An 18167-nucleotide genomic window follows, 5' to 3' on the forward strand; every position below is an offset into this window, starting at 1 on the left:
ATGCAATACGTTTAACTGCGCGGTTCTACACATTCCTGCTCCAGCTTGATTCCCTTATCTTCCATATAATCCAGCACTTCCAGATAGGGCGCCTCTCTGTGTTTTTCCCGCAGCCGCGAGAGCCGGCCGCGGTCGTTTTCTGTCAGGGGCCTGGCGAATCTTTCATACTCCCGCAGAGTAGCAAGATCCATATAGTAGGGCCGAAAAGGGATCCCGGTTCTCCTGCGCAAATCCTCGTAAATTTCAAACCCGCCTATGTCAATGTCACCGAAATGCAGGCATGCCGCGTCGGGAATCTGGCGGTAAATTTCTTTCAGCAAAGTTCGTCTCGCTTCATTCAGATAGCCTCCCAGGTAAATCAGAATGCAGTCCTGCTCCTGCCAGCGGAAAAAAGAAGTCAGGTTTTCTATGGTAATCAGCTTTCGGATGTTTTCCGTGTGTTCCAGTTTCATATGAGCAAGCGCGCTTCCGCACAGACCGATTCCCTCTTTCATTTCCCGCAGATCCACAAAGCTTCCCCGTCCCGGCCGCAGGGCGCACGCGCCTTTGAAGTACACAAAATTTGGAGTGTGATAGATGGAGTACTCGGCAAAAATGTCCTGTGCCGAAGAATCCGCAAAGCGCGGTTCAAACTGCCGGAATATCCTGGCAATCCCGGGGCGCATCTCTTCTACCGCCTTGGAGTCCGAAAAATGGGCTATAGAAAATTCCCGCAGGTAACAGTCCTTGCGGTTGCTTTCCATGAGAGAAACTGCCCGCACCAGGCGTTCGGCTTCCTCGGGCCGTGAAAGAGAAATGTATTCTTTCACCGTTTTCCCTGCCTGCAGCCGCTCAAGGAGAAAATCCACGAACCGCAAAGCGACAGGAGTGGGATACTGCTGTCTCAAATTTTTCAGAAGGCGGATCATCTCTTCGAGAAGCTGCTGCTTGGATGCCCTTCCCAGATACGAATAAATTCGCGGCAGGGCTTTCAGATTCAGGGCCACACTTTGAACGATATGACCTTCCTTTCCTTTTTTCCAGATAATCTCAATATATCCCGCCGCCTCCATCTGCCGCAGGCTGGCATGAATTTCCTCGTAAGCTGTGGAACTTTCGTCAAAATACTCGGGCAGATTCTTCCTGGTAAAGGAAAACCTCACCTTCCGGTTCACCTTGTTTGTGCCGGAAAACAGAGCGCTTCGCTCATAGGAATCCAGGAGGGCGTTAAGAATATGCCTGTCGTATGCTTTCATTATAATATTCCTCCACATAGCTGACTTTTTCATCGGTCATCACCAGCAGGGTCTGATCCGATTTCGGTCCGATGTATTGAATTTTGTCCGGCGGCGCGGCGATAACAATCTGCAGAGGCAGACGGTGCAGGAATTCCAGTACCCCGCCGATGCGCTCGTCGTCCATATTGTTGAAGGCTTCATCAAATAAGATCAGACCGATGGCTTCACCACCGATGTTGTTGCTGTAAAGCTGCATAAAGGAAGCCGCCACAGTCACATAAAAGGGCGTCTGGGTCTCGCCGCCGCTTTTTTCCTCGCACACCTTGGAATAGTAAGAGTAGCTCCCGTCCGTATGCAAAATTTTAATATCATAATCCATATATGTCCGGTAATCCGTAAATTCTTCCAAAGATCTGGCGCTGTTTTCGCTGTCCAGAGCCAGCCGTTCAAAGAGCTCGTCGATTACTTCCTTGTGGGTCTCATGGAAGCTGCCGGAAAACAGTGACTCTCCCTGCATGGCGTTAAAATCATCCATAATCATCTCGTAATAGCTGCGGAAGCGCCTGCTGGGCATGTGGAGGAATTCATATCGCTCATTGCTGAAGGTGATATCCTTCAGCGCCTGGTTCAGTTCCCGAAATTCGCTCTGGGCCTGTTTCATATTCTCCTGCAGACGGGAAAGAAACTGTTCCCGAAATTCTTCTTCCGCCGCCAGCCTTGCTTTTTCCACCTTTTCTTCATATTCCAGAAGTTCTGAGGTCCGCAGCCGGTCGTAGACACCCGCGTATTCGGGAAAGCCTTCTAATGTCGCCGGCGCGCCAAAGTCGTGCTCCGCCTTGTACCGGCTCATTGCCCCTACCATCTTTTCCTCTGCCGCTTTTCTCGTGGTTTCATTGGCCTTTCTCCGCCGCTCATAATTATCACGGAACTGGGCAAACCCTTTTTTCTGCGTCTGTTTCTCATATTCTTTGAGCCAGATTTCGCTTTCTTCCGCGCTCTGCGAAAGCTCCGCGGCAAGGGCTTCCTGCTCCTGCAGGCGGGCTTTTCCCTGCTGGATCTGCTGCTGTTCATGCTGGATCCTCTGCCGGATTCCGCCGATGATCTGGTTTTTCTTTTCCCCTTCCTTTTCCAGTTCCCGACGCAGATCCTCCAGGGCGTTCAGCTGAATCTGCTTTTGCAGAAAGGTGGAATTTTTCTCCAGGGTTTCGATGTTGACCCTGCAGGTCCCGATTTTTCCGCTGAGAACCGCCAGTTCCGTCAGGACGTTCAGATGATACTTTACATCGACGTCTTTTTCCGTACTGAGAGGTTCCAGTGTAGCGGAAAGGGAGGAAAGCCGCTCTTCGTCCGCCTGAATCTCCTGTTCCAGGAGCGCGTGCCGCTTTTCGCACTGCTCCAGCTGGATGCGAAAGGCCTTCTTCCCGATAAAGGGGACTTCATAGACGGAAGGGCGGATGGCGCTTGCCACCCGGTTCTGATACCGCATACATTCCTTTGTTATGGAAGTCTTGTAAGCTTTAAGCTGATCATAACGCTCGCACATCTGCACGTTTCCTAAAATCATATTGATAAAACGGCGGGCATACCGATTTTTCGATGTCACCACACTGGCCAGGGTACCGGCCGGCGCCTGATCGTAGGCTTCCATTTGCCAGGTATTGATCAACCCCACGCCGTAGGCTTTCCCCTCCCGGCGCAGGCGATCATAGATCCCCAGGGCAATATCAAAATTTTCCGGTTCCACCAGAAGATAAAAACGCTGGGTATTGAGATATCCCTCTACGGCGTTTCGCCAGCTTTCATCGGCAATTTCCAAAAGCTCACAGAGAACATGGGGCTCGGTATCCCGCCCGAGCCTCGCGAATTCCTCCCGGACAGCGTCCCGAAGACGGGTCACAGCCGGGGCGTAGGACAGCTTTTTCCGGTTAAGCTGTTCCATCCTCTGCTTCAACTCCTGCCGCTGCTGTGCTTTCTCCTGAAGCTGCATATTGAGCCGCGCGATTTCCTGCTGGGTTTCCCCGAATCTCTGTTTCTTCCAGTCAACAACATGCCGCAGACATTCTAATGTTTCCGCTACATTTCCCTGTTTTTCCACCGCATTCAAAAAAGTCTGGTATTCCTCCAGTACCGGAAACTCTTCTCCCAGCGCCTGAAGACGGACGATCCTCGCTGACGCCGCCTTTATGCTCTGCCGCAGAATCTTCCGTTTTTCCAGCAGACCTTCTTCCTCGATCCGCAGGCGATCCATCTGCCGCTTTTCCTCTTCAAGGGCCAGAAAATCCTTATCCTGTGCAAGCTCTACCCGCAGAGCCACTTCCATATTCTGTTTTTCCTCTTTTTCCTGGGAAATGGCCGCAAGCTGCCGTTCTTCTTCCTCCTGCCTGCGTTTTTGCCTCTGAATTTCATCTCGGGAAGCCTGGATTCCCTCTCTGGTCAGATCCAGTTCTGCCCGTGCCAGGAAAAATTCGTACATCCGGTCCTTCTTCATTCCATCCAGAACTTCTTCGTGATACCCGTCTATGGCTTCCAGCTTGGCCATCCGAACCTTCACACTCTCCAGCGTTCTGCCCAGATCCTGGTAGCTCCGCACGTTTTCCCGCAAAACGTCAATATTGACTTCCTTTTCGTCCAGCACATAGGAATAGACGAAATCCTTGATATCGTCAATGGGCCGGAAGGCCAGGGCTTTTGGAATGAGACGGAAAAATTTATCTTCCAGCCGTCCAAAACGGGCTTTTATCATTTTTTTAGCTTCCGCCTGAGTTTTGCACCACTGCTTAATTCCCTTATTCGAGGCGCGGAATTCACTGATGGATTTGGGCACATCTCCGTTAAAAAACATTTCGTCTGTAAAGCAGGTGTTGTCCATCAGATAGCGGACAGTTGTCTCCTGGCCCTCCGAAGCCGAGTCGATCACCGCGCCCACGACAAAATAGCGCTTCTTCGTTTCTTCGTAAAACTCCAGCGCAATATGGGCGCTGATTTCCCCGGTCCGTTCGTAGGGTCTATGCTCCCGCCCGGTCTTGCAGCGAATGTAACCGGTCAGCTTGCGCTTTCCATTTTCGTGAGCCGCTTTATTAAAATAGCTGGCAGTACAGGTTATGACAAACTGAATCGCGTCCAGAAGGGTGGATTTTCCCGCTCCGTTCTCGCCGGAAAGCAGGGTAAAATCTCCGAAATCAATCGTACAGTCTGTGAACCGGTGCCAGTTAATCAGCTTCATTCTCGTCAGCTTCTTCATCGGTATCTTCTCCTGACTCATCCGTCCTTCCCCCTTTCCTGTAAGTTTCTAATTTGTCGAAAGCCTGTTTAATATCCTCCACTTTTACAGCCATGAGAATCGACGCGTAGATCAGAACTCTCGACTCTTCACTGGACAGATCCCGATCCAAAAGCTCCACAATCTGAAAGCGGCGAAACAGATTCAGCGAGTTTCGCATGGTGGTCTTGTCGATCATTTTATCGCGGATTTTCAGGCTCAGGTATTTGTCCTGAAGATCCCCTAATGTAACGATTACCTCATCGCTGATGGAAAGCTCCCTTTTTTTCTCATCATACAAAATCCGGAGAATCAGCAGAATGATGGATTCGTAGAGCTTCAGGTTCAGACGGTTGTAGTTCTGGGGATTTACAAGCTGGACTACGCCGTACTCCTCGTTGATTTCCAGGCGGAAACCCAGGACTTCCAAATACTCCGAAAATATTTCCCTGTGCCGCAGAAGAAAGTAGTAATCGCTCTTTGCTCCCGCGTTTGATTTGCACAAAAAACACACGCTCAGCAGGCGGTTGCAGACGCGCTTGAAGTCATCCTTTTCTTTTTGCAGCATTCCCTCCAGCAGTTCCAATGTCATTTCCTCCAAATTTCAAAATTCTGAAAACGAAAACCGTTTTTTTCCGTTTTTTCTTTCATTTCTATGCGGTAGCTTCTGTTTTTTCTCTGTCCGTACAAACGAATGTAAATAAGCTTGATAAAATCCTCCGTTTCCTCAAGGGGCAGACTGCTGGCAGTAAGATGTTCCCGCTCCCCCATCTGCGCGAGCAGATACTGTTCGATCTTTTCCGGACTCAGCACCTTCCGCATCTTTTCCATCATTTTTCGCAGCTTTTCCTGGCGCAGACCCTCTTCCGGCCGGCGGATTCCGATCTCCCGGGGGACAAACTCTTTCCGCCCCTCAATGGGGGAGTAAAAGGATTTTTCATCCAGGACGCGGCAACTGTAAAGACGGATCAGCCCTTCCAGAAACTCCACCTCATAAATGCCTCCCAGATCCATCTGTTCCCGATTTATTTCTTCGTTCAGCGTCATGAGGATTTCCTTAAGCTGGCCCCTCACATCTTCACTTCCGGTCAAAAGGAACCTGGCCCGGTTGATGGCGGCTCTCTGATATTGGGTGTTCTTCTGGTTGATTTCCGCTAAAATGTCATCCATGTTGCGGAAAGCCTCGATAATTTCATGAAGATAGCGGTAGGTCAGCTCGCGAGCTTCCTCCGGTTCCAGCTCTTTCAGATCCGCCAGTTCCTGAGAGGTCTTATCAATATAGGATTTGCTGCGGCTTTTCTGTTCCAGCCGCTCGATAATCTCCGGCCGGAATTTGGATACATTGTCCGAGGTCAGAAGACGGTGGTAAGCCTTGTCCACAATATTGGTAATGTAGTCGTTAAACAGGGCGTCCATAATTTCCGCTACGGTCCGGTGGCGGGTCAGTTCGTCGATATACGTTTTGATACTGGAGTTTAAATTTTTCAGACCCGTAATCAGAAGATCCGTATTTTCCAGTATTTGCGTCAGCACTACGCCCGGATGATCGCTCTTTGTCCGTACCAGACTGTAAATGGTGTAAATATAGCCCTGATATTCGATCTGCTTGCCTTCCCCAATCTCCAGCAGCGTCTTAATAATCCGCACCGCGTATTCCCGGAAGTTCACCCGCTGTATATAGCTTTTATCTGTCTCGATTTCGATCCAGCCAAAACCTTCCAGCTTCCGCAGCATACTGTTTGCTTTCTCTCTGCTTTCCGTTCCCGCGAACTCATCATCCTGATAATCGGCCGCGGTCTTCTGCTCAAAATAATACTGCAGTTCATCGGCTAACACTTCCCGTTCCACACCAAAAGAAAGCTGATTATCCATAACGGAAAACAGCTTGCAGATACATTCCCAGTATATGATTTTATTGGGGGATGCCAGGGGTACGAAAAAATTCCCCGGAATAGTCTGAAACATGCGGCGCTCCTTTTCTCAGTATTTAAAATAATCTTATCACGGAGCGCCGCATAATACAACGAGTACCACTAAAATTCCGAGCATTTCTATTTTATCAGGGAACCGGCGGCACGCGGATAATTCTCCGGATCCGACCTATTTGGGCTGACGGCTGTAAAAAGTCTCCGCGGACTGAGGGAATAGAATATGAGCCAGAACTTCCTCATCGCTGGCCATTCCCCCCAATTCTCTCTTTTTCTCATAAAACTCCGGTGTCAGAAGATCCGCCGGACGGCAGGTAACAATATCGCCGTTTCCGATCACTTTCTTCTGCACGGAGCGATTAAACGGACGCGCGGTTCTGCCGTACTCACCTTTTAAAATGGCCCGTGTCTGTTTGCTGACCATTTTGTACCGCTCTCCAGTCATAACGTTGAAAACAGCCTGTGTCCCCACAATCTGTGAAGACGGTGTAACAAGAGGAGGCTCACCCAGATCTTCTCTAACCCGGGGGATTTCCTTCATAACCTCTTTAAATCGATTTTGCATATTCTGCTGCTTCATCTGTACATAAAGATTGGACAACATGCCGCCCGGTACCTGATAGCGCAGTGTTTCGGTATCAACGTCCATAACACGGTTGTCAATAAGCCCTTCCGCTTCCGCCCTCTTGCGGAAATCACGGAAATATTCTGTGGCTTCGTTCATGGCCTTCTCGTTTAATTTCGCGTGCTTTTTTTCATTTTTTATGGTCTGATACATAACTTCTGTAGCCGGCTGACTGGTTCCCAAAGCAAGCGGTGACAGCGCTGTATCGATTCCGTCACACCCGGCCTCCAGAGCCTTTAGATAAGTCATCGGCGCCACGCCGCTGGTGCAGTGAGAATGAAGCTGAATCGGCACATCAACTGTCTTTTTCAACATTTTCACAAGCTGATAAGCTTCATGAGGAAGGAGCAGGCCCGCCATATCTTTGATACAGATAGAATCCGCGCCCAGGGCTTCCAGATCAACGGCCAGCTTTTTCCAGTACTTTAATGTATAAGGTTTTCCCACCGTATACGCCATCGCCAGCTGAATATGGGCGCCCTCTTTTTTGGCCGCGTATACAGCTCTCTCCAGATTTCTAACATCATTAAAGGCGTCAAAAATCCGCAGGATGTCGATACCGTTTTCCACAGACTTGCGGATAAACATATCCACCACGTCATCGGAATAATGCTGATACCCCAGCAGGTTCTGTCCTCTCAGAAGCATCTGCAGCTTTGTTTTTTTGAATTTCCTCCGCAGCAGGCGCAGCCGCTCCCACGGATCTTCGTTCAGATACCGCATACAGACATCAAAGGTCGCTCCGCCCCAACATTCGACGGAATCGTATCCCACTTCATCCAGCACCTCCGCAATCGGCAGCATGTCCGCCGTCTTCATCCGGGTAGCCATCAGAGACTGATGGGCGTCCCGCAGTATGGTTTCTGTAAATTTAATTCTATTTTTTTCACTAAAAAACATTTCTCTGTCCCTCTTTTGATGATTCTCCGTTCTTCTTTGTATATTGTATAATGTATAGGATATTCATACTTTACTATAATATCAAGAATCCATAAAAAAAGCAAAAGGAACTTGCGAAGATGAGACAGATATTCGAGATTTATGAAGCCTTCCCTTGTCAGCATTTTCGCTACCCATTCACCGACAAATACGGTATAATTAAAGTTGGAGGCGAGCGGATATGGAATGCAATCTTCCGGACAGAATCATAAAAGAGATTACTTTCTTTGCAAAAAACATTCTGTAATGAAAGTGGTACTGGATACATTGGTTTTCCTAATTCGCGACAGCTTTATCCCTGCTTTTGCTGTTCTGGAAAAGACATTAAAGGAGAAACTGGAAGAAGCCGAAAGCGACTGGGCATGATAGGACAGGAAAGGACGTGATATTTATGACGGAAAAAGAAAGAATGTTAAGCGGAGAAAATTACAACCCCCGCGCGGACCAGCTGCTCCAGCGCAGATACGAGGCGCGTACGCTGCTGGATCAGTTTAACAACATGTCAGCTGACGCAGGAGAAGAACGTACCCGGCTGCTAAACCGTCTCATCGGTTCCCTTGGCGAAGGGGTCTGGCTGGAAAAGCCGTTCCGCTGCAACTACGGCGATAATATTTCCATTGGAGAAAATACCTTTATCAATTGCGACTGCATTTTTTCCGATGATAATCAGATTACCATCGGAAAGAACGTTATGATCGCGCCCCGAGTTCAGCTTTACGCCGCGGTTCATCCGATTGCTCCCTCTGAGCGGATTTTGAATCTTCCAAAGAGCGAACAGGCGGATCACCTTCCTTACCGGGTTTCCTCCAAACCCATTGTCATCGAGGATGACTGCTGGCTGGGAGGCGGCGTCATCGTTCTCGCCGGCGTAACCATTGGGAAAGGTTCTGTTATCGGCGCGGGAAGTGTTGTAACAAAGGATATCCCTCCCTATTCCGTGGCAGTCGGAAATCCGTGTAAGGTAATGCGAACCATTGAAGATAAATAACCACCTTTCTGATGACACGTTTTCCCGCATTTTGCGAAGAATACGTGCCACTCGAAAGGTGGCTATGATAGGAATCAATTTCGTTCGGCCTAGTCCAGATGATACTTGTTCTTGAACTTTTCAACGCGGCCGCCGCGGTTGATAAATTTCTGCTGACCTGTAAAGAATGGTTATAACTATTTGTTTCCAACAGCTTTATGGCGTGTTCTATTTGCGCTTTTGGTTTTCGGACTTTGCGTCTTTCTGAGTGAAAAGAAGTGAATATTTTATTCGGATTTCATGGTGATTTTTAAATCTCCATCATAGATATTAACCGGTATTTGATCCTCAAAATCATAGGTATTCATATCTTCATTTTCAAAGTCATAAACGATTACTTTATTTTCACCTGGATCTACAATCCAGTATTCTCTTACTCCGGCTTTCTGGTACTTGAATAATTTTATGAAATAATCCATTCGCTTGCTGCTCGGGGAGACAATTTCAATCACCCAATCCGGCGCGCCATTGCACCCTTTTTCGTCCAATTTGGATTTGTCACAGATAACTGAAATGTCCGGCTCTACATAGGTATGCTCATCATTATTGAGAAAGACTGCAAATGGAGCCGGAAATATTTCGCAATCTCCGTTCTGTTCTTGAATATAATTTCTTATTGCCCAATGCAAAAATGAAGCAATCCTTTGATGCGTTGTCCCCGGTGGAGTCATCATATACAACTCCCCCTCAATTAATTCTGCCCGCTCCCCATCTGGCAAAGCGTAAATATCATCAATGGTATAAAGCTTTTCCTGTGCTAATGCCATAGATATCAACCTCCTTTTTCGTTATTGTATCACATTTTATTCTCTTAATCCATCTGTATAAAATCGCTTTAAAAATTTCCATTTTCACCATAAAAATAACCACCTTTCTGATGACACGTTTTCCCGCATTTTCCGAGGAATACGTGCCACTCGAAAGGTGGCTATGATAGGAATCAATTTCGTTCGGCCTAGTCCAGATGATACTTGTTCTTGAACTTTTCAACGCGGCCGCCGCGGTTGATAAATTTCTGCTGACCTGTAAAGAATGGATGACACGCTGAGCAAACATCCAGACGGATTTCTTCTTCCGTGGATTTTGTAACAAATGTGTTACCGCATGCGCAAGTTACTTTACATTCCTTATAGTCAGGATGGATTCCTTCCTTCATGCTTCTCACCTCTTTCCTGCTCAGGCGTTCCCACCTTTGCATAATTTGCCGTAATTCAGCTTATTTACTATATCACAGGTTATTTTGAAAAACAAGTGTTTTTTTGAGGAAATTATTGTGTTCTATTCCCGATTCATCACTTTTCGCTCAAACCGATCCACATCCGAGAATTTACCTATTACAGCAATGGCATCGCCGCCGGCTACGATATCCTCCTGGCTGAAATTCACAATTGTAGAACTGGATCCCCGCTCCAGCGCGATCATTTTCAGAGCGTATTTTTCAAGGTGCAAATCGCGCACCGATTTTCCGTTCAACCAATTGTTGACCTTGATTTCAGAAACAACGTAATCATCATTGAGGTTCATCATATCCAGAGCAGCGGATTCAAGTAGAACAGCAGCCAGACGAGTCGCGGTTTCCATCTCAGGATGCACAACTTCCGCGCCGATCCGTTCCAGGATAATTCCATGTTCAATACTGTCGGCCTTCGCGATAACTCTGGGCACCCCCAAATTGATGACGTTCAGTGTCGTAAGCAGGCTGACATCCACTCTCTCTCCGATGCAGACAACAACGGTTTCACATTCTCCGATTCCTGTATCTTCCAGGGCTTCCTTTGTCAGTTTTCCCAGCTTGAACGCGTCCTGCACATAATTGCGCACCCGTCTCAGCTTACTCTCGTCTTCATCAATCACCATGACTTCCGCGTCCGCTTCTGCCAGTGTCTTTGTGAGGGCCATTCCAAATCGGCCCAGACCGATAATTCCAAATCCTGATTTTTTTCCTTCCTTCATTTTAAAACCTCCTTAACCGATGGTCACTTCTTCTTCTGAATAGGTTGCTTCCGGCAGTTCTCTGCCAAGCCAGATCGTGGCGATTGTAAGAGGCCCAAGCCTTCCCACAAACATTGTCGCGGACAGAATCACCTTGCTCGCGGCGCTTAAGTCCGGAGTGATTCCCGTTGACAGGCCGGTGGTGGCAAACCCGCTGACAACCTCGAATAAAATTTGCTCAAATGTAAATTCCGTTTCCAGCATACAGACGGCAAAAGTACTGGCAAGCACAACGCCAACAGCCAGCGAAAATACGGAAAACGCCTTCATCACAACATCTGCCGGAATAACACGCTTGAATGCTGTACAATGGGAATTGAAAACCGTACTCAGCATTTTCCGCACCAGTACAAAGAAAGTCGTTGTCTTGATTCCGCCTCCGGTGGAACCGGGAGAAGCTCCAATAAACATCAGCACAATCAGAACCAGCAAACCTGCCTGTGTCATTTCACCAATCGCTACGCTGGAAAAGCCTGCCGTTCTTGCGGAAACACTCTGAAAATACGCTTCCAGCCATGTGATATCCCCGCCTTCCGTCCATTTGAGGAACAATGTCCCAAATACGATCAGCGCGGCTGTAACAGACAGCACTACTTTCGTCTGAAGGGACCAGTGCCTTGGGGATCTGCCCGCCAGCAGCTCACTGATCACAAAGAAGCCCAGGCCTCCAAAAATAATCAAGCCGCTAGTCACAATACACAGCCACGCGTCCGCATGGTAATCCAGCAGATTTTTAAAACCACCCAGTATATCAAACCCCGCGTTATTAAATGACGCTATTGAATGAAAGACGCTGAGTCCAATCGCCCGACCGGTGGAATAATCCGCTGAAAATGTGACAAAGCTGAGAACCGCGCCGATCAGCTCAAAAGAGACTGTTACAAAGCCTACCGCTTTCAGTACATCCATCAACCCCTTTCCGGAAGACAGATTCAGAGATTCTTTCAAAAGCCGCTGTTTTCCGATCCCCATCCTGCCTCCGGCCGCGATGATGAAAATAACGCCAATGGATGTGATTCCCAGACCTCCGATCTGAATCAGCAGAGCAAGAACAACTTCGCCGAAAGAGGACAGTGTTGTTCCGGGATCTACCGACGCGAGCCCTGTTACACAGACCGCGCTGGTAGAGGTAAACAGGCAATCCACCAGAGGAACACATTCTCCTGTTTCCGATGAAATCGGCAGCTTCAAGAGGAGCGTTCCTAACAGAATTACACAGAGAAAGCCCAGAACCACAAGTCTTCGGGGCTTCAGCCGTTTAGATTTCATTTGTTTGATACCGCCTTTTCTTTTAAAATCAATTTATCTAGGCTGCATTATAGCACAACAACGGCAGATATGCTAGATACCTGCCGTTGCTTTCTTTTTTGATTAACTTGCTCTTTCTGTCTATTTTGAATATTGCTACTCCGGAAGCTGAATTTTGTCCAGAATTCCGCTGAGTTTGGCGATGGTAATCCCGTAATTGGTAATCGGGACTCCCGCTTCCCGTGCCTTGGCGATTCGGGAAAGCACATGTTTTCGGTTAAACATACACGCGCCGCAGTGGATCACCAGATCGTAGGAGGTAAGATCTTTCGGGAAATCATTGCCCGATACGACTTGCACATCCAGAGATTCGCCAAATTTCTTTTTGAGCATGCGCGGGATTTTCACCCGTCCGATATCTTCTTCCAGCGGCGCGTGGGTACAAGCTTCCGCAATGAGGACATGAGATTTTTCGGTCAGCCCGTCAATCGCCGCGGCTCCATCTGTAAAAGCGTGTATATCCCCCTTATACGCCGCGAACAGCACCGAAAAGGAGGTCAGCCTGCTTTCCGCCGGTTTCGCTTCGTAGACCTGTTTAAAGCACTGAGAATCCGTTATAATCAGAGATGGCGTTTTGCTGAGGTACTGAAGGCTTTTTTCAAATTCTCCCGCCGTAGTGCAGACTGTAGTACAGCGATTGTCGAGAAGCTCCCGGATCGTCTGTACCTGAGGCAGGATCAGCCTTCCTTTGGGCGCCTGAATATCCTGGGGCATTACCAGCAGAACCAGGTCTCCTTCCCCTGTCAGACCGCTGAGAATCCGCTGTCTCTTGTAGTCCTCCGGAACAGCCTCTTCAATGGCTGCTTTGATCGCTTCGATGCCTTCCTTCCGCAGAGCGCTGACGAGGATGGGCTTTTTCTTCAGTTCTTTTTCAATTTTTTCCGCCAGCTTTGCCCGATCGTTTCCCTCATCTGCCTTACCCACAACAGGGATGATGGGAATTTCCTTTTTTTCCATGGCTTCCACCCAGCTTTTTTCCTGGGAAAAATCCATATCATCGAAAATTACAATGGCCACGTCCGTCTTGTCCAGGATCTCCCGGGTCTTCTCCACCCGCAGCTTTCCCAATTCGCCTTCATCATCAAAACCGGCTGTATCGATAAAGACTACCGGACCGACAGGATGAAGTTCCATGGATTTATAGACCGGATCGGTCGTGGTTCCCGGATGTTCGGAAACCACGGAAATCTCCTGCTTGGTCAGCGCATTGGTGAGAGAGGATTTTCCGGCGTTGCGCTTTCCGAAAATTCCAATATGCAGCCGGTTTGCCCTCGGCGTTGTGTTTAAACTCATAGCTTCCTCCTTCGGTTACAGCCTGAAGTCTCTGCGCCCTTCGTGAATATCATTCAGATGCTCTCTTACCACTTCTTTGACTTTTTCGTTCGGAATCATTTCCAGACGCTTTTGAATGATAGCTTCTCCCTTTGCCTTTGTCTCCGGCGACGCGTAATCTTCCAAGTACTCTTTCAGGGTCATCAGAGCGTTGGGCTGGCAGATATTCGCGATCTGCCCGCTCTTTACAAGGCTCATAAAGCGATCTCCGGTACGCCCTTCCCGATAGCAGGCTGTACAGAAGCTAGGCACGTGTCCTTCATCGATCAGCCAGTCTACCACCTGGTTGAGGGTTCTCGTATCATTTACATCAAACTGGGAAGTATCTTCTTCCTCCGGTTCTTCTTCCACATATCCGCCCACGCTGGTGCGGCTGCCTCCGCTGATCTGGGAAACGCCCAGATGCAGGGCCGCTGCCCGCATTTCCTTGCTTTCTCTTGTGGACATAATAATTCCGGTATAGGGAACGGCAATCCGCAATACGGCGATGATTCTCTTGAACACCTCGTCAGGAACGCCATTGTCAAATTCATCCGGGTCAATATCATCGGCGGTTCTTACTCTCGGCACACTGATGGTATGCGGTCCGCAGCCGAAGGTATCTTCCAGATGCTGAGCATGCATCAGAAGTCCTACGAAATCGTATTTATACAGGTTCAGGCCGAACAGAACGCCGCAGCCCACATCGTCGATTCCCGCTTCCATCGCCCGGTCCATAGCTTCCGTATGGTACGCGTAGTCGCTTTTCGGTCCGGTAGGATGGAGATATTCATAGGCTTCCTTGTTGTAGGTTTCCTGGAACAGAATATAGGTTCCGATTCCCGCGTCTTTCAGCTTTTTATAGTTTTCCACCGTGGTGGCGGCAATGTTGACGTTTACTCTGCGGATAGCGCCGTTTTTATGCTTAATATTGTAAATCGTATCGATACATTCCAGAATGTATTCAATCGGGTTATTTTTCGGGTCTTCGCCGGCCTCCAGCGCCAGACGCTTGTGTCCCATATCCTGCAGCGCGGTTACTTCTTTTACAATATCCTCCTGGCTCAGCTTTTTCCTCGGGATATGCTTGTTCTGGCCGTGGTACGGGCAGTAACGGCAGCCGTTGATACAGTAATTGGATAAGTACAGAGGCGCGAACATAACAATCCGGTTTCCGTAGAATTTTTCTTTGATCCTTCCCGCCAGATCGAAAATCTCCTGATGAATCTGCGGGTCCTCGCATTCCAGCAGCAGCATAGCGTCCTGGTAATTGAGGCCTTTGCAGTCTTCCGCTTTTTTCAGAATATCCCGGATCCTGTCCAGATCGTTTTTATGCTCCTCCGCGTAAGCCAGCGTTCTTTTAATTTCCGCGTCATCAATGAATTCTGTCGCGATTTTTGATTTACTGTTGTACATTTTGTTCTTCCTTCCTTTTTTTCAGAGCGTTGATCAGAGAGGGATTCTGCCCAGCTGCCGAATTTGCTCTTCCAGTTTTTTTCTGTCTCCGATTACATCCGTTTTCTCCAGCTTGGCCGGATAGATTTCATAAGCCTGTTTATAGGGGTCGGGCGTCACTTTTTTCATAATAACGTTGGCTCCGCAGGCAAAGGCGTTGTCTTTTTCCTCCCGATTCACCACGCCCAGGGACGTTGTCACCGGCAGGTTCGCCTTTGGAAGCAGCAGCCGCGCCAGAGCCACCGCCCGCTTTGTCAGTTCCGTATCCCCGGCCTTTTCTCCCGCCAGAGGCGTGTCAGGATGGGGGATAAAGGGGCCGATTCCCGCCATTTTACAGTTCAGCTCTTTGAGCAGCAGCAGGTCGCTGGCGATGGTTTCCAGGGTCTGCCCCGGAAGGCCAATCATAAAGCCGCTGCCGGTTTCATAGCCCAGCCGGTTTATATTCTTCAGACATTCCACCCGCTCTTTGAGGGTTCCACAGGGGTGCAGCCTGTCATAAAGCTCCGGATCCGCGGTTTCATGCTTCAGCAGATACCGATCCGCTCCGCAGTTTTTCAGATAGCGCAGTTCTTCAAAGGTCAGCTCTCCGCAGCTCAAGGTCACCGCGGCTCCCATCTCTTTGATGGCTGTTACGATTTCCCCCAGCGTTTCTTTGTGGAAGTGAGGGTCCTCGCCTGACTGCAGGACAATCGTCCGATACCCCGCGTCCACCGCTTGTCTCGCGGTATCCAGAATTTCCTTTACCGACATCCGGTAGCGGACCGCCTTTTCATTGGTACTGTTGAGTCCGCAGTACAGGCACTGTCTCCTGCAGATGTTGGAAAACTCAATAATCGCCCGGATATGGACGATATCGCCTGTGTTTTCCCGCCGTACCGCGTCCGCCCGTCTGTACACCGGCTCGAAATCTTCAAGGGCCAGCATCTGTACCAGCTCTTTCTTTTCCATTTTTCTTACTCCATTCACATCAGATTCCATAAAAAAATCTCTGTATCAGCCGCAGCCATACAGAGATTGTCGTTACAAAGTTGTATGCCACCGCCTTTCCATAAGAGTTCCTTCTTTCTGGTTCAGTACGATTCATTTTTTTTGCCTTGAAAATCGGAAAATCCTTTTTCGCAGGCTTGTTATTATCATTTTACCACAAAAATGAAGAATTAACCATATAAATGATCAATACAGAGCGGAAGCATACACAACCCGGTCATGCCCCGCCAGATCCTTCCTTACAAATACTTTCGTAAACGCTCCGGTTTCGCGGATCAGCCGTGTTACGTCTTCCGCCTGATCATGGCCGATTTCCAGGATCAGGACGCCTTTTTTCTCCAGATGATCCGGCGCCTGGCTGATGATGCGCCGGTAAAAATCCAGCCCATCCTCGCCGCCGTCCAGGGCAATCATGGGTTCGTGCAGCTTTACCTCGTCCTGAAGGATCGGAATCATATGGGATCGTATGTAAGGGGGGTTTGAAGCAATCAGATCATAACGCCGCTTTCCTACCGCTTTGTAGAGATCTCCCTGCCGGAACCGCAGCTTCACTCTGTTCTTTTTCGCGTTCTGTTTCGCGGTCTCCAGCGCGGGCTCACTGCAGTCGCTGGCCGTTACCTTTACATTTTCGCAGATCCGGGAAAGGGCTATGCCGATGGCTCCGCTTCCGCAGCAGAGATCCAGAACCTTCCACGCCTTTCTCCTATGAGTTTTGCTGTTATCTCCGCGTATGATCTTTGCCGCTTCCTCTACCAGAATTTCCGTGTCCTGTCTCGGGATCAGCACATTGGGATTCACTTGGAAGTTCAGACCCATAAATTCCTGCGTGCCGGTAATGTGCTGCAGGGGAATCCGCTGTTCCCTGCGCGCGATCAGGTCAAAATAGCGCTTCTGCGTCTCCTCATCCACCGGTTCTCTGCCCCGCAGGAAAAGCTCTACCCGGTCTGCCCCGGTGATGTGGTAATAAATCAGCTCCGCGTCCAGCCACGGATCCATACAGTGGGCTTTTGTCAGGCGGCTTTCACCCAGTTTAATCATTTCTCTTACAAGCATTTACTATCCGCGTCCTTCTCCTTTTGTTCCTTTTTTTCCTCCATGGACGGCTCCTCTTCGTGTTTTTCCTCTTGAATCAGCTTTCCGTCTTTGTCGCAGACGCCTTCATAGCAGGGCGTATCCGGCGAAACCATAACCGCTTTCATGGCGGCAATGGCGACTTCCAGATGCTGTTTTTCCGGCTCCGCGGTGGTAAGCTTCTGAAGATACAACCCCGGCAGGCTGAGAATTTTGACCGCCAGATTGTCGCTGCGGCCCGCCCATCTGAGAAGCTCGTAGGAAAGCCCCGCAATAACCGGAATCAGCAGGAGCCTCGATAAAATCCGCCACACCAGGCTGGGCCATCCCAGCAGAGAAAACAGGATCAGGCTGATGACCATAACAAACATCAGAAAGCTGGTGCCGCATCTGGGATGGAGAGTATAAAACTGCTGGCAGTTTTCCGGGGTAAGTTCCAGTCCGTTTTCAAAACAATGGATACATTTATGCTCCGCTCCGTGGTATCGGAACACCGTCTGAATATCCTGCATTTTGGAAATCAGCAGAATATAAAGCACAAACAGAATAATCCTCAGTACGCCTTCTATCAGATTTAAAAGAACCTCGCTGGACGTAAAATGACCCAGCCAGTTCACTGCCGCTGTCGGCAGGATAATGAAGATTCCCACCGTCAGAAGCAGGGCGATCACAACAGAAGCGTACAGCATGATGTTCCATGCTCCCTTTTCGCCGAACTTTTTCTCCAGCCACAGAGAAAGTTTGTCCTCCTCGTATTCCACAGCGTCCGGTCCGTCGTAGCCTTCCAGAACCTCTGCTGAATACATCAGCGTTCTTGTCCCTGTCACCAGAGATCCGACAAACACGCCTACGCCGCGAATGATGGGAATCTTCATCCATTTTGCCGGTTCTTTCAGTTTTTCTGTCTTAATATGGATATCCTTGTTTGGAAGCCGCACCGCCACCGCGGTCCGATCTTCTCCCTTCATCATAATCCCTTCGAGAACGGCTTGTCCTCCCACCTTGGTCGGACAGGCGTCCTTTAAAAATATTTTTTTCAGATCCATCG

The 18167-nt window shown here is 49.0% G+C and carries 16 protein-coding genes and 1 pseudogene; 2 read left to right on the forward strand and 15 right to left on the reverse strand.

Annotated features, from left to right (window positions below):
- Positions 1–11: 11 nt before the first annotated feature.
- From H9L42_RS09935 to H9L42_RS09955, 5 genes are all read right to left on the reverse strand, one after another.
- Positions 12–1235 (reverse strand): Wadjet anti-phage system protein JetD domain-containing protein, encoded by a 1224-nt coding sequence (locus H9L42_RS09935; RefSeq protein ID WP_187303255.1) that lies wholly within the window; start codon positions 1233–1235, stop codon positions 12–14.
- Complete coding sequence (locus tag H9L42_RS09940; protein WP_187303256.1) at positions 1207–4479, reverse strand: ATP-binding protein; 3273 nt, start codon at positions 4477–4479, stop codon at positions 1207–1209. The genes H9L42_RS09935 and H9L42_RS09940 overlap by 29 nt, the downstream gene beginning before the upstream one ends.
- Complete coding sequence (locus H9L42_RS09945) at positions 4427–5068, reverse strand: DUF4194 domain-containing protein (RefSeq protein ID WP_243235743.1); 642 nt, start codon at positions 5066–5068, stop codon at positions 4427–4429. The genes H9L42_RS09940 and H9L42_RS09945 overlap by 53 nt, the downstream gene beginning before the upstream one ends.
- The gene (locus H9L42_RS09950; protein ID WP_187303257.1) at positions 5065–6441 is read right to left on the reverse strand and encodes a Wadjet anti-phage system protein JetA family protein; all 1377 of its coding nucleotides are present in this window, start codon (positions 6439–6441) and stop codon (positions 5065–5067) included. The genes H9L42_RS09945 and H9L42_RS09950 overlap by 4 nt, the downstream gene beginning before the upstream one ends.
- A 135-nt stretch (positions 6442–6576) precedes the next feature.
- A complete protein-coding gene (locus tag H9L42_RS09955) occupies positions 6577–7929 on the reverse strand; it encodes a pyruvate carboxylase subunit B (RefSeq protein WP_187303258.1) in 1353 nt (450 codons plus the stop codon).
- Between the two features lie 225 nt (positions 7930–8154).
- On the opposite strand from H9L42_RS09955, the gene H9L42_RS09960 reads away from it, so the two are divergent.
- Both H9L42_RS09960 and H9L42_RS17175 read left to right on the forward strand, forming a co-directional pair.
- On the forward strand, positions 8155–8334 hold the full coding sequence (locus H9L42_RS09960) for a hypothetical protein (protein WP_187303259.1): 180 nt from the start codon (positions 8155–8157) through the stop codon (positions 8332–8334).
- 25 nt (positions 8335–8359) lie between these two features.
- Complete coding sequence (locus tag H9L42_RS17175) at positions 8360–8956, forward strand: sugar O-acetyltransferase (protein ID WP_187303260.1); 597 nt, start codon at positions 8360–8362, stop codon at positions 8954–8956.
- An 89-nt stretch (positions 8957–9045) separates the two neighbouring features.
- On the opposite strand, the pseudogene H9L42_RS17370 reads toward H9L42_RS17175, so the two are convergent.
- From H9L42_RS17370 to H9L42_RS10015, 10 genes and pseudogenes are all read right to left on the reverse strand, one after another.
- Positions 9046–9120, reverse strand: a pseudogene (locus H9L42_RS17370) (50S ribosomal protein L31); the annotation flags it as partial.
- 102 nt (positions 9121–9222) lie between these two features.
- A complete protein-coding gene (locus tag H9L42_RS09975) occupies positions 9223–9762 on the reverse strand; it encodes a Uma2 family endonuclease (protein ID WP_187303261.1) in 540 nt (179 codons plus the stop codon).
- A gap of 188 nt (positions 9763–9950) precedes the next feature.
- Positions 9951–10151: a 50S ribosomal protein L31 gene (gene rpmE, locus H9L42_RS09980; protein ID WP_187303262.1), complete on the reverse strand. Its 201-nt coding sequence runs from the start codon at positions 10149–10151 to the stop codon at positions 9951–9953.
- Positions 10152–10273: 122 nt separating this feature from the next.
- Complete coding sequence (locus H9L42_RS09985) at positions 10274–10948, reverse strand: potassium channel family protein (RefSeq protein WP_187303263.1); 675 nt, start codon at positions 10946–10948, stop codon at positions 10274–10276.
- Positions 10949–10960: 12 nt separating this feature from the next.
- On the reverse strand, positions 10961–12256 hold the full coding sequence (locus tag H9L42_RS09990) for a TrkH family potassium uptake protein (RefSeq protein ID WP_187303264.1): 1296 nt from the start codon (positions 12254–12256) through the stop codon (positions 10961–10963).
- A 135-nt stretch (positions 12257–12391) separates the two neighbouring features.
- Positions 12392–13588, reverse strand: a complete 1197-nt coding sequence (hydF, locus tag H9L42_RS09995; protein WP_187303265.1) for a [FeFe] hydrogenase H-cluster maturation GTPase HydF — start codon at positions 13586–13588, stop codon at positions 12392–12394.
- 15 nt (positions 13589–13603) lie between these two features.
- Positions 13604–15022 (reverse strand): [FeFe] hydrogenase H-cluster radical SAM maturase HydG, encoded by a 1419-nt coding sequence (gene hydG / locus H9L42_RS10000; protein WP_187303266.1) that lies wholly within the window; start codon positions 15020–15022, stop codon positions 13604–13606.
- 33 nt (positions 15023–15055) lie between these two features.
- Positions 15056–16009, reverse strand: coding sequence for a [FeFe] hydrogenase H-cluster radical SAM maturase HydE (gene hydE / locus H9L42_RS10005; protein WP_243235744.1), 954 nt, complete (start codon positions 16007–16009; stop codon positions 15056–15058).
- Between the two features lie 225 nt (positions 16010–16234).
- Complete coding sequence (gene prmC / locus H9L42_RS10010) at positions 16235–17101, reverse strand: peptide chain release factor N(5)-glutamine methyltransferase (RefSeq protein WP_187303268.1); 867 nt, start codon at positions 17099–17101, stop codon at positions 16235–16237.
- Positions 17092–18165: a DUF1385 domain-containing protein gene (locus H9L42_RS10015; RefSeq protein WP_187303269.1), complete on the reverse strand. Its 1074-nt coding sequence runs from the start codon at positions 18163–18165 to the stop codon at positions 17092–17094. The genes prmC and H9L42_RS10015 overlap by 10 nt, the downstream gene beginning before the upstream one ends.
- Positions 18166–18167 lie beyond the last annotated feature (2 nt).

The organism is Zhenpiania hominis, assembly GCF_014333425.1.
GTDB lineage: Bacteria > Bacillota > Clostridia > Peptostreptococcales > Anaerovoracaceae > Hominibacterium > Hominibacterium hominis.

Coding starts and splice junctions, on each gene's coding strand:
- H9L42_RS09960 (WP_187303259.1), top strand. CDS start 8,155: ATGCAATCTTCCGGACAGAATCATAAAAGAGATTACTTTCTTTGCAAA.
- H9L42_RS09955 (WP_187303258.1), bottom strand. CDS start 7,929: ATGTTTTTTAGTGAAAAAAATAGAATTAAATTTACAGAAACCATACTG.
- H9L42_RS09935 (WP_187303255.1), bottom strand. CDS start 1,235: ATGAAAGCATACGACAGGCATATTCTTAACGCCCTCCTGGATTCCTAT.
- H9L42_RS09950 (WP_187303257.1), bottom strand. CDS start 6,441: ATGTTTCAGACTATTCCGGGGAATTTTTTCGTACCCCTGGCATCCCCC.
- hydE (WP_243235744.1), bottom strand. CDS start 16,009: ATGGAAAAGAAAGAGCTGGTACAGATGCTGGCCCTTGAAGATTTCGAG.
- H9L42_RS17175 (WP_187303260.1), top strand. CDS start 8,360: ATGACGGAAAAAGAAAGAATGTTAAGCGGAGAAAATTACAACCCCCGC.
- H9L42_RS10015 (WP_187303269.1), bottom strand. CDS start 18,165: ATGGATCTGAAAAAAATATTTTTAAAGGACGCCTGTCCGACCAAGGTG.
- H9L42_RS09990 (WP_187303264.1), bottom strand. CDS start 12,256: ATGAAATCTAAACGGCTGAAGCCCCGAAGACTTGTGGTTCTGGGCTTT.
- H9L42_RS09985 (WP_187303263.1), bottom strand. CDS start 10,948: ATGAAGGAAGGAAAAAAATCAGGATTTGGAATTATCGGTCTGGGCCGA.
- rpmE (WP_187303262.1), bottom strand. CDS start 10,151: ATGAAGGAAGGAATCCATCCTGACTATAAGGAATGTAAAGTAACTTGC.
- prmC (WP_187303268.1), bottom strand. CDS start 17,101: ATGCTTGTAAGAGAAATGATTAAACTGGGTGAAAGCCGCCTGACAAAA.
- H9L42_RS09975 (WP_187303261.1), bottom strand. CDS start 9,762: ATGGCATTAGCACAGGAAAAGCTTTATACCATTGATGATATTTACGCT.
- H9L42_RS09940 (WP_187303256.1), bottom strand. CDS start 4,479: ATGAGTCAGGAGAAGATACCGATGAAGAAGCTGACGAGAATGAAGCTG.
- H9L42_RS09945 (WP_243235743.1), bottom strand. CDS start 5,068: ATGACATTGGAACTGCTGGAGGGAATGCTGCAAAAAGAAAAGGATGAC.
- hydG (WP_187303266.1), bottom strand. CDS start 15,022: ATGTACAACAGTAAATCAAAAATCGCGACAGAATTCATTGATGACGCG.
- hydF (WP_187303265.1), bottom strand. CDS start 13,588: ATGAGTTTAAACACAACGCCGAGGGCAAACCGGCTGCATATTGGAATT.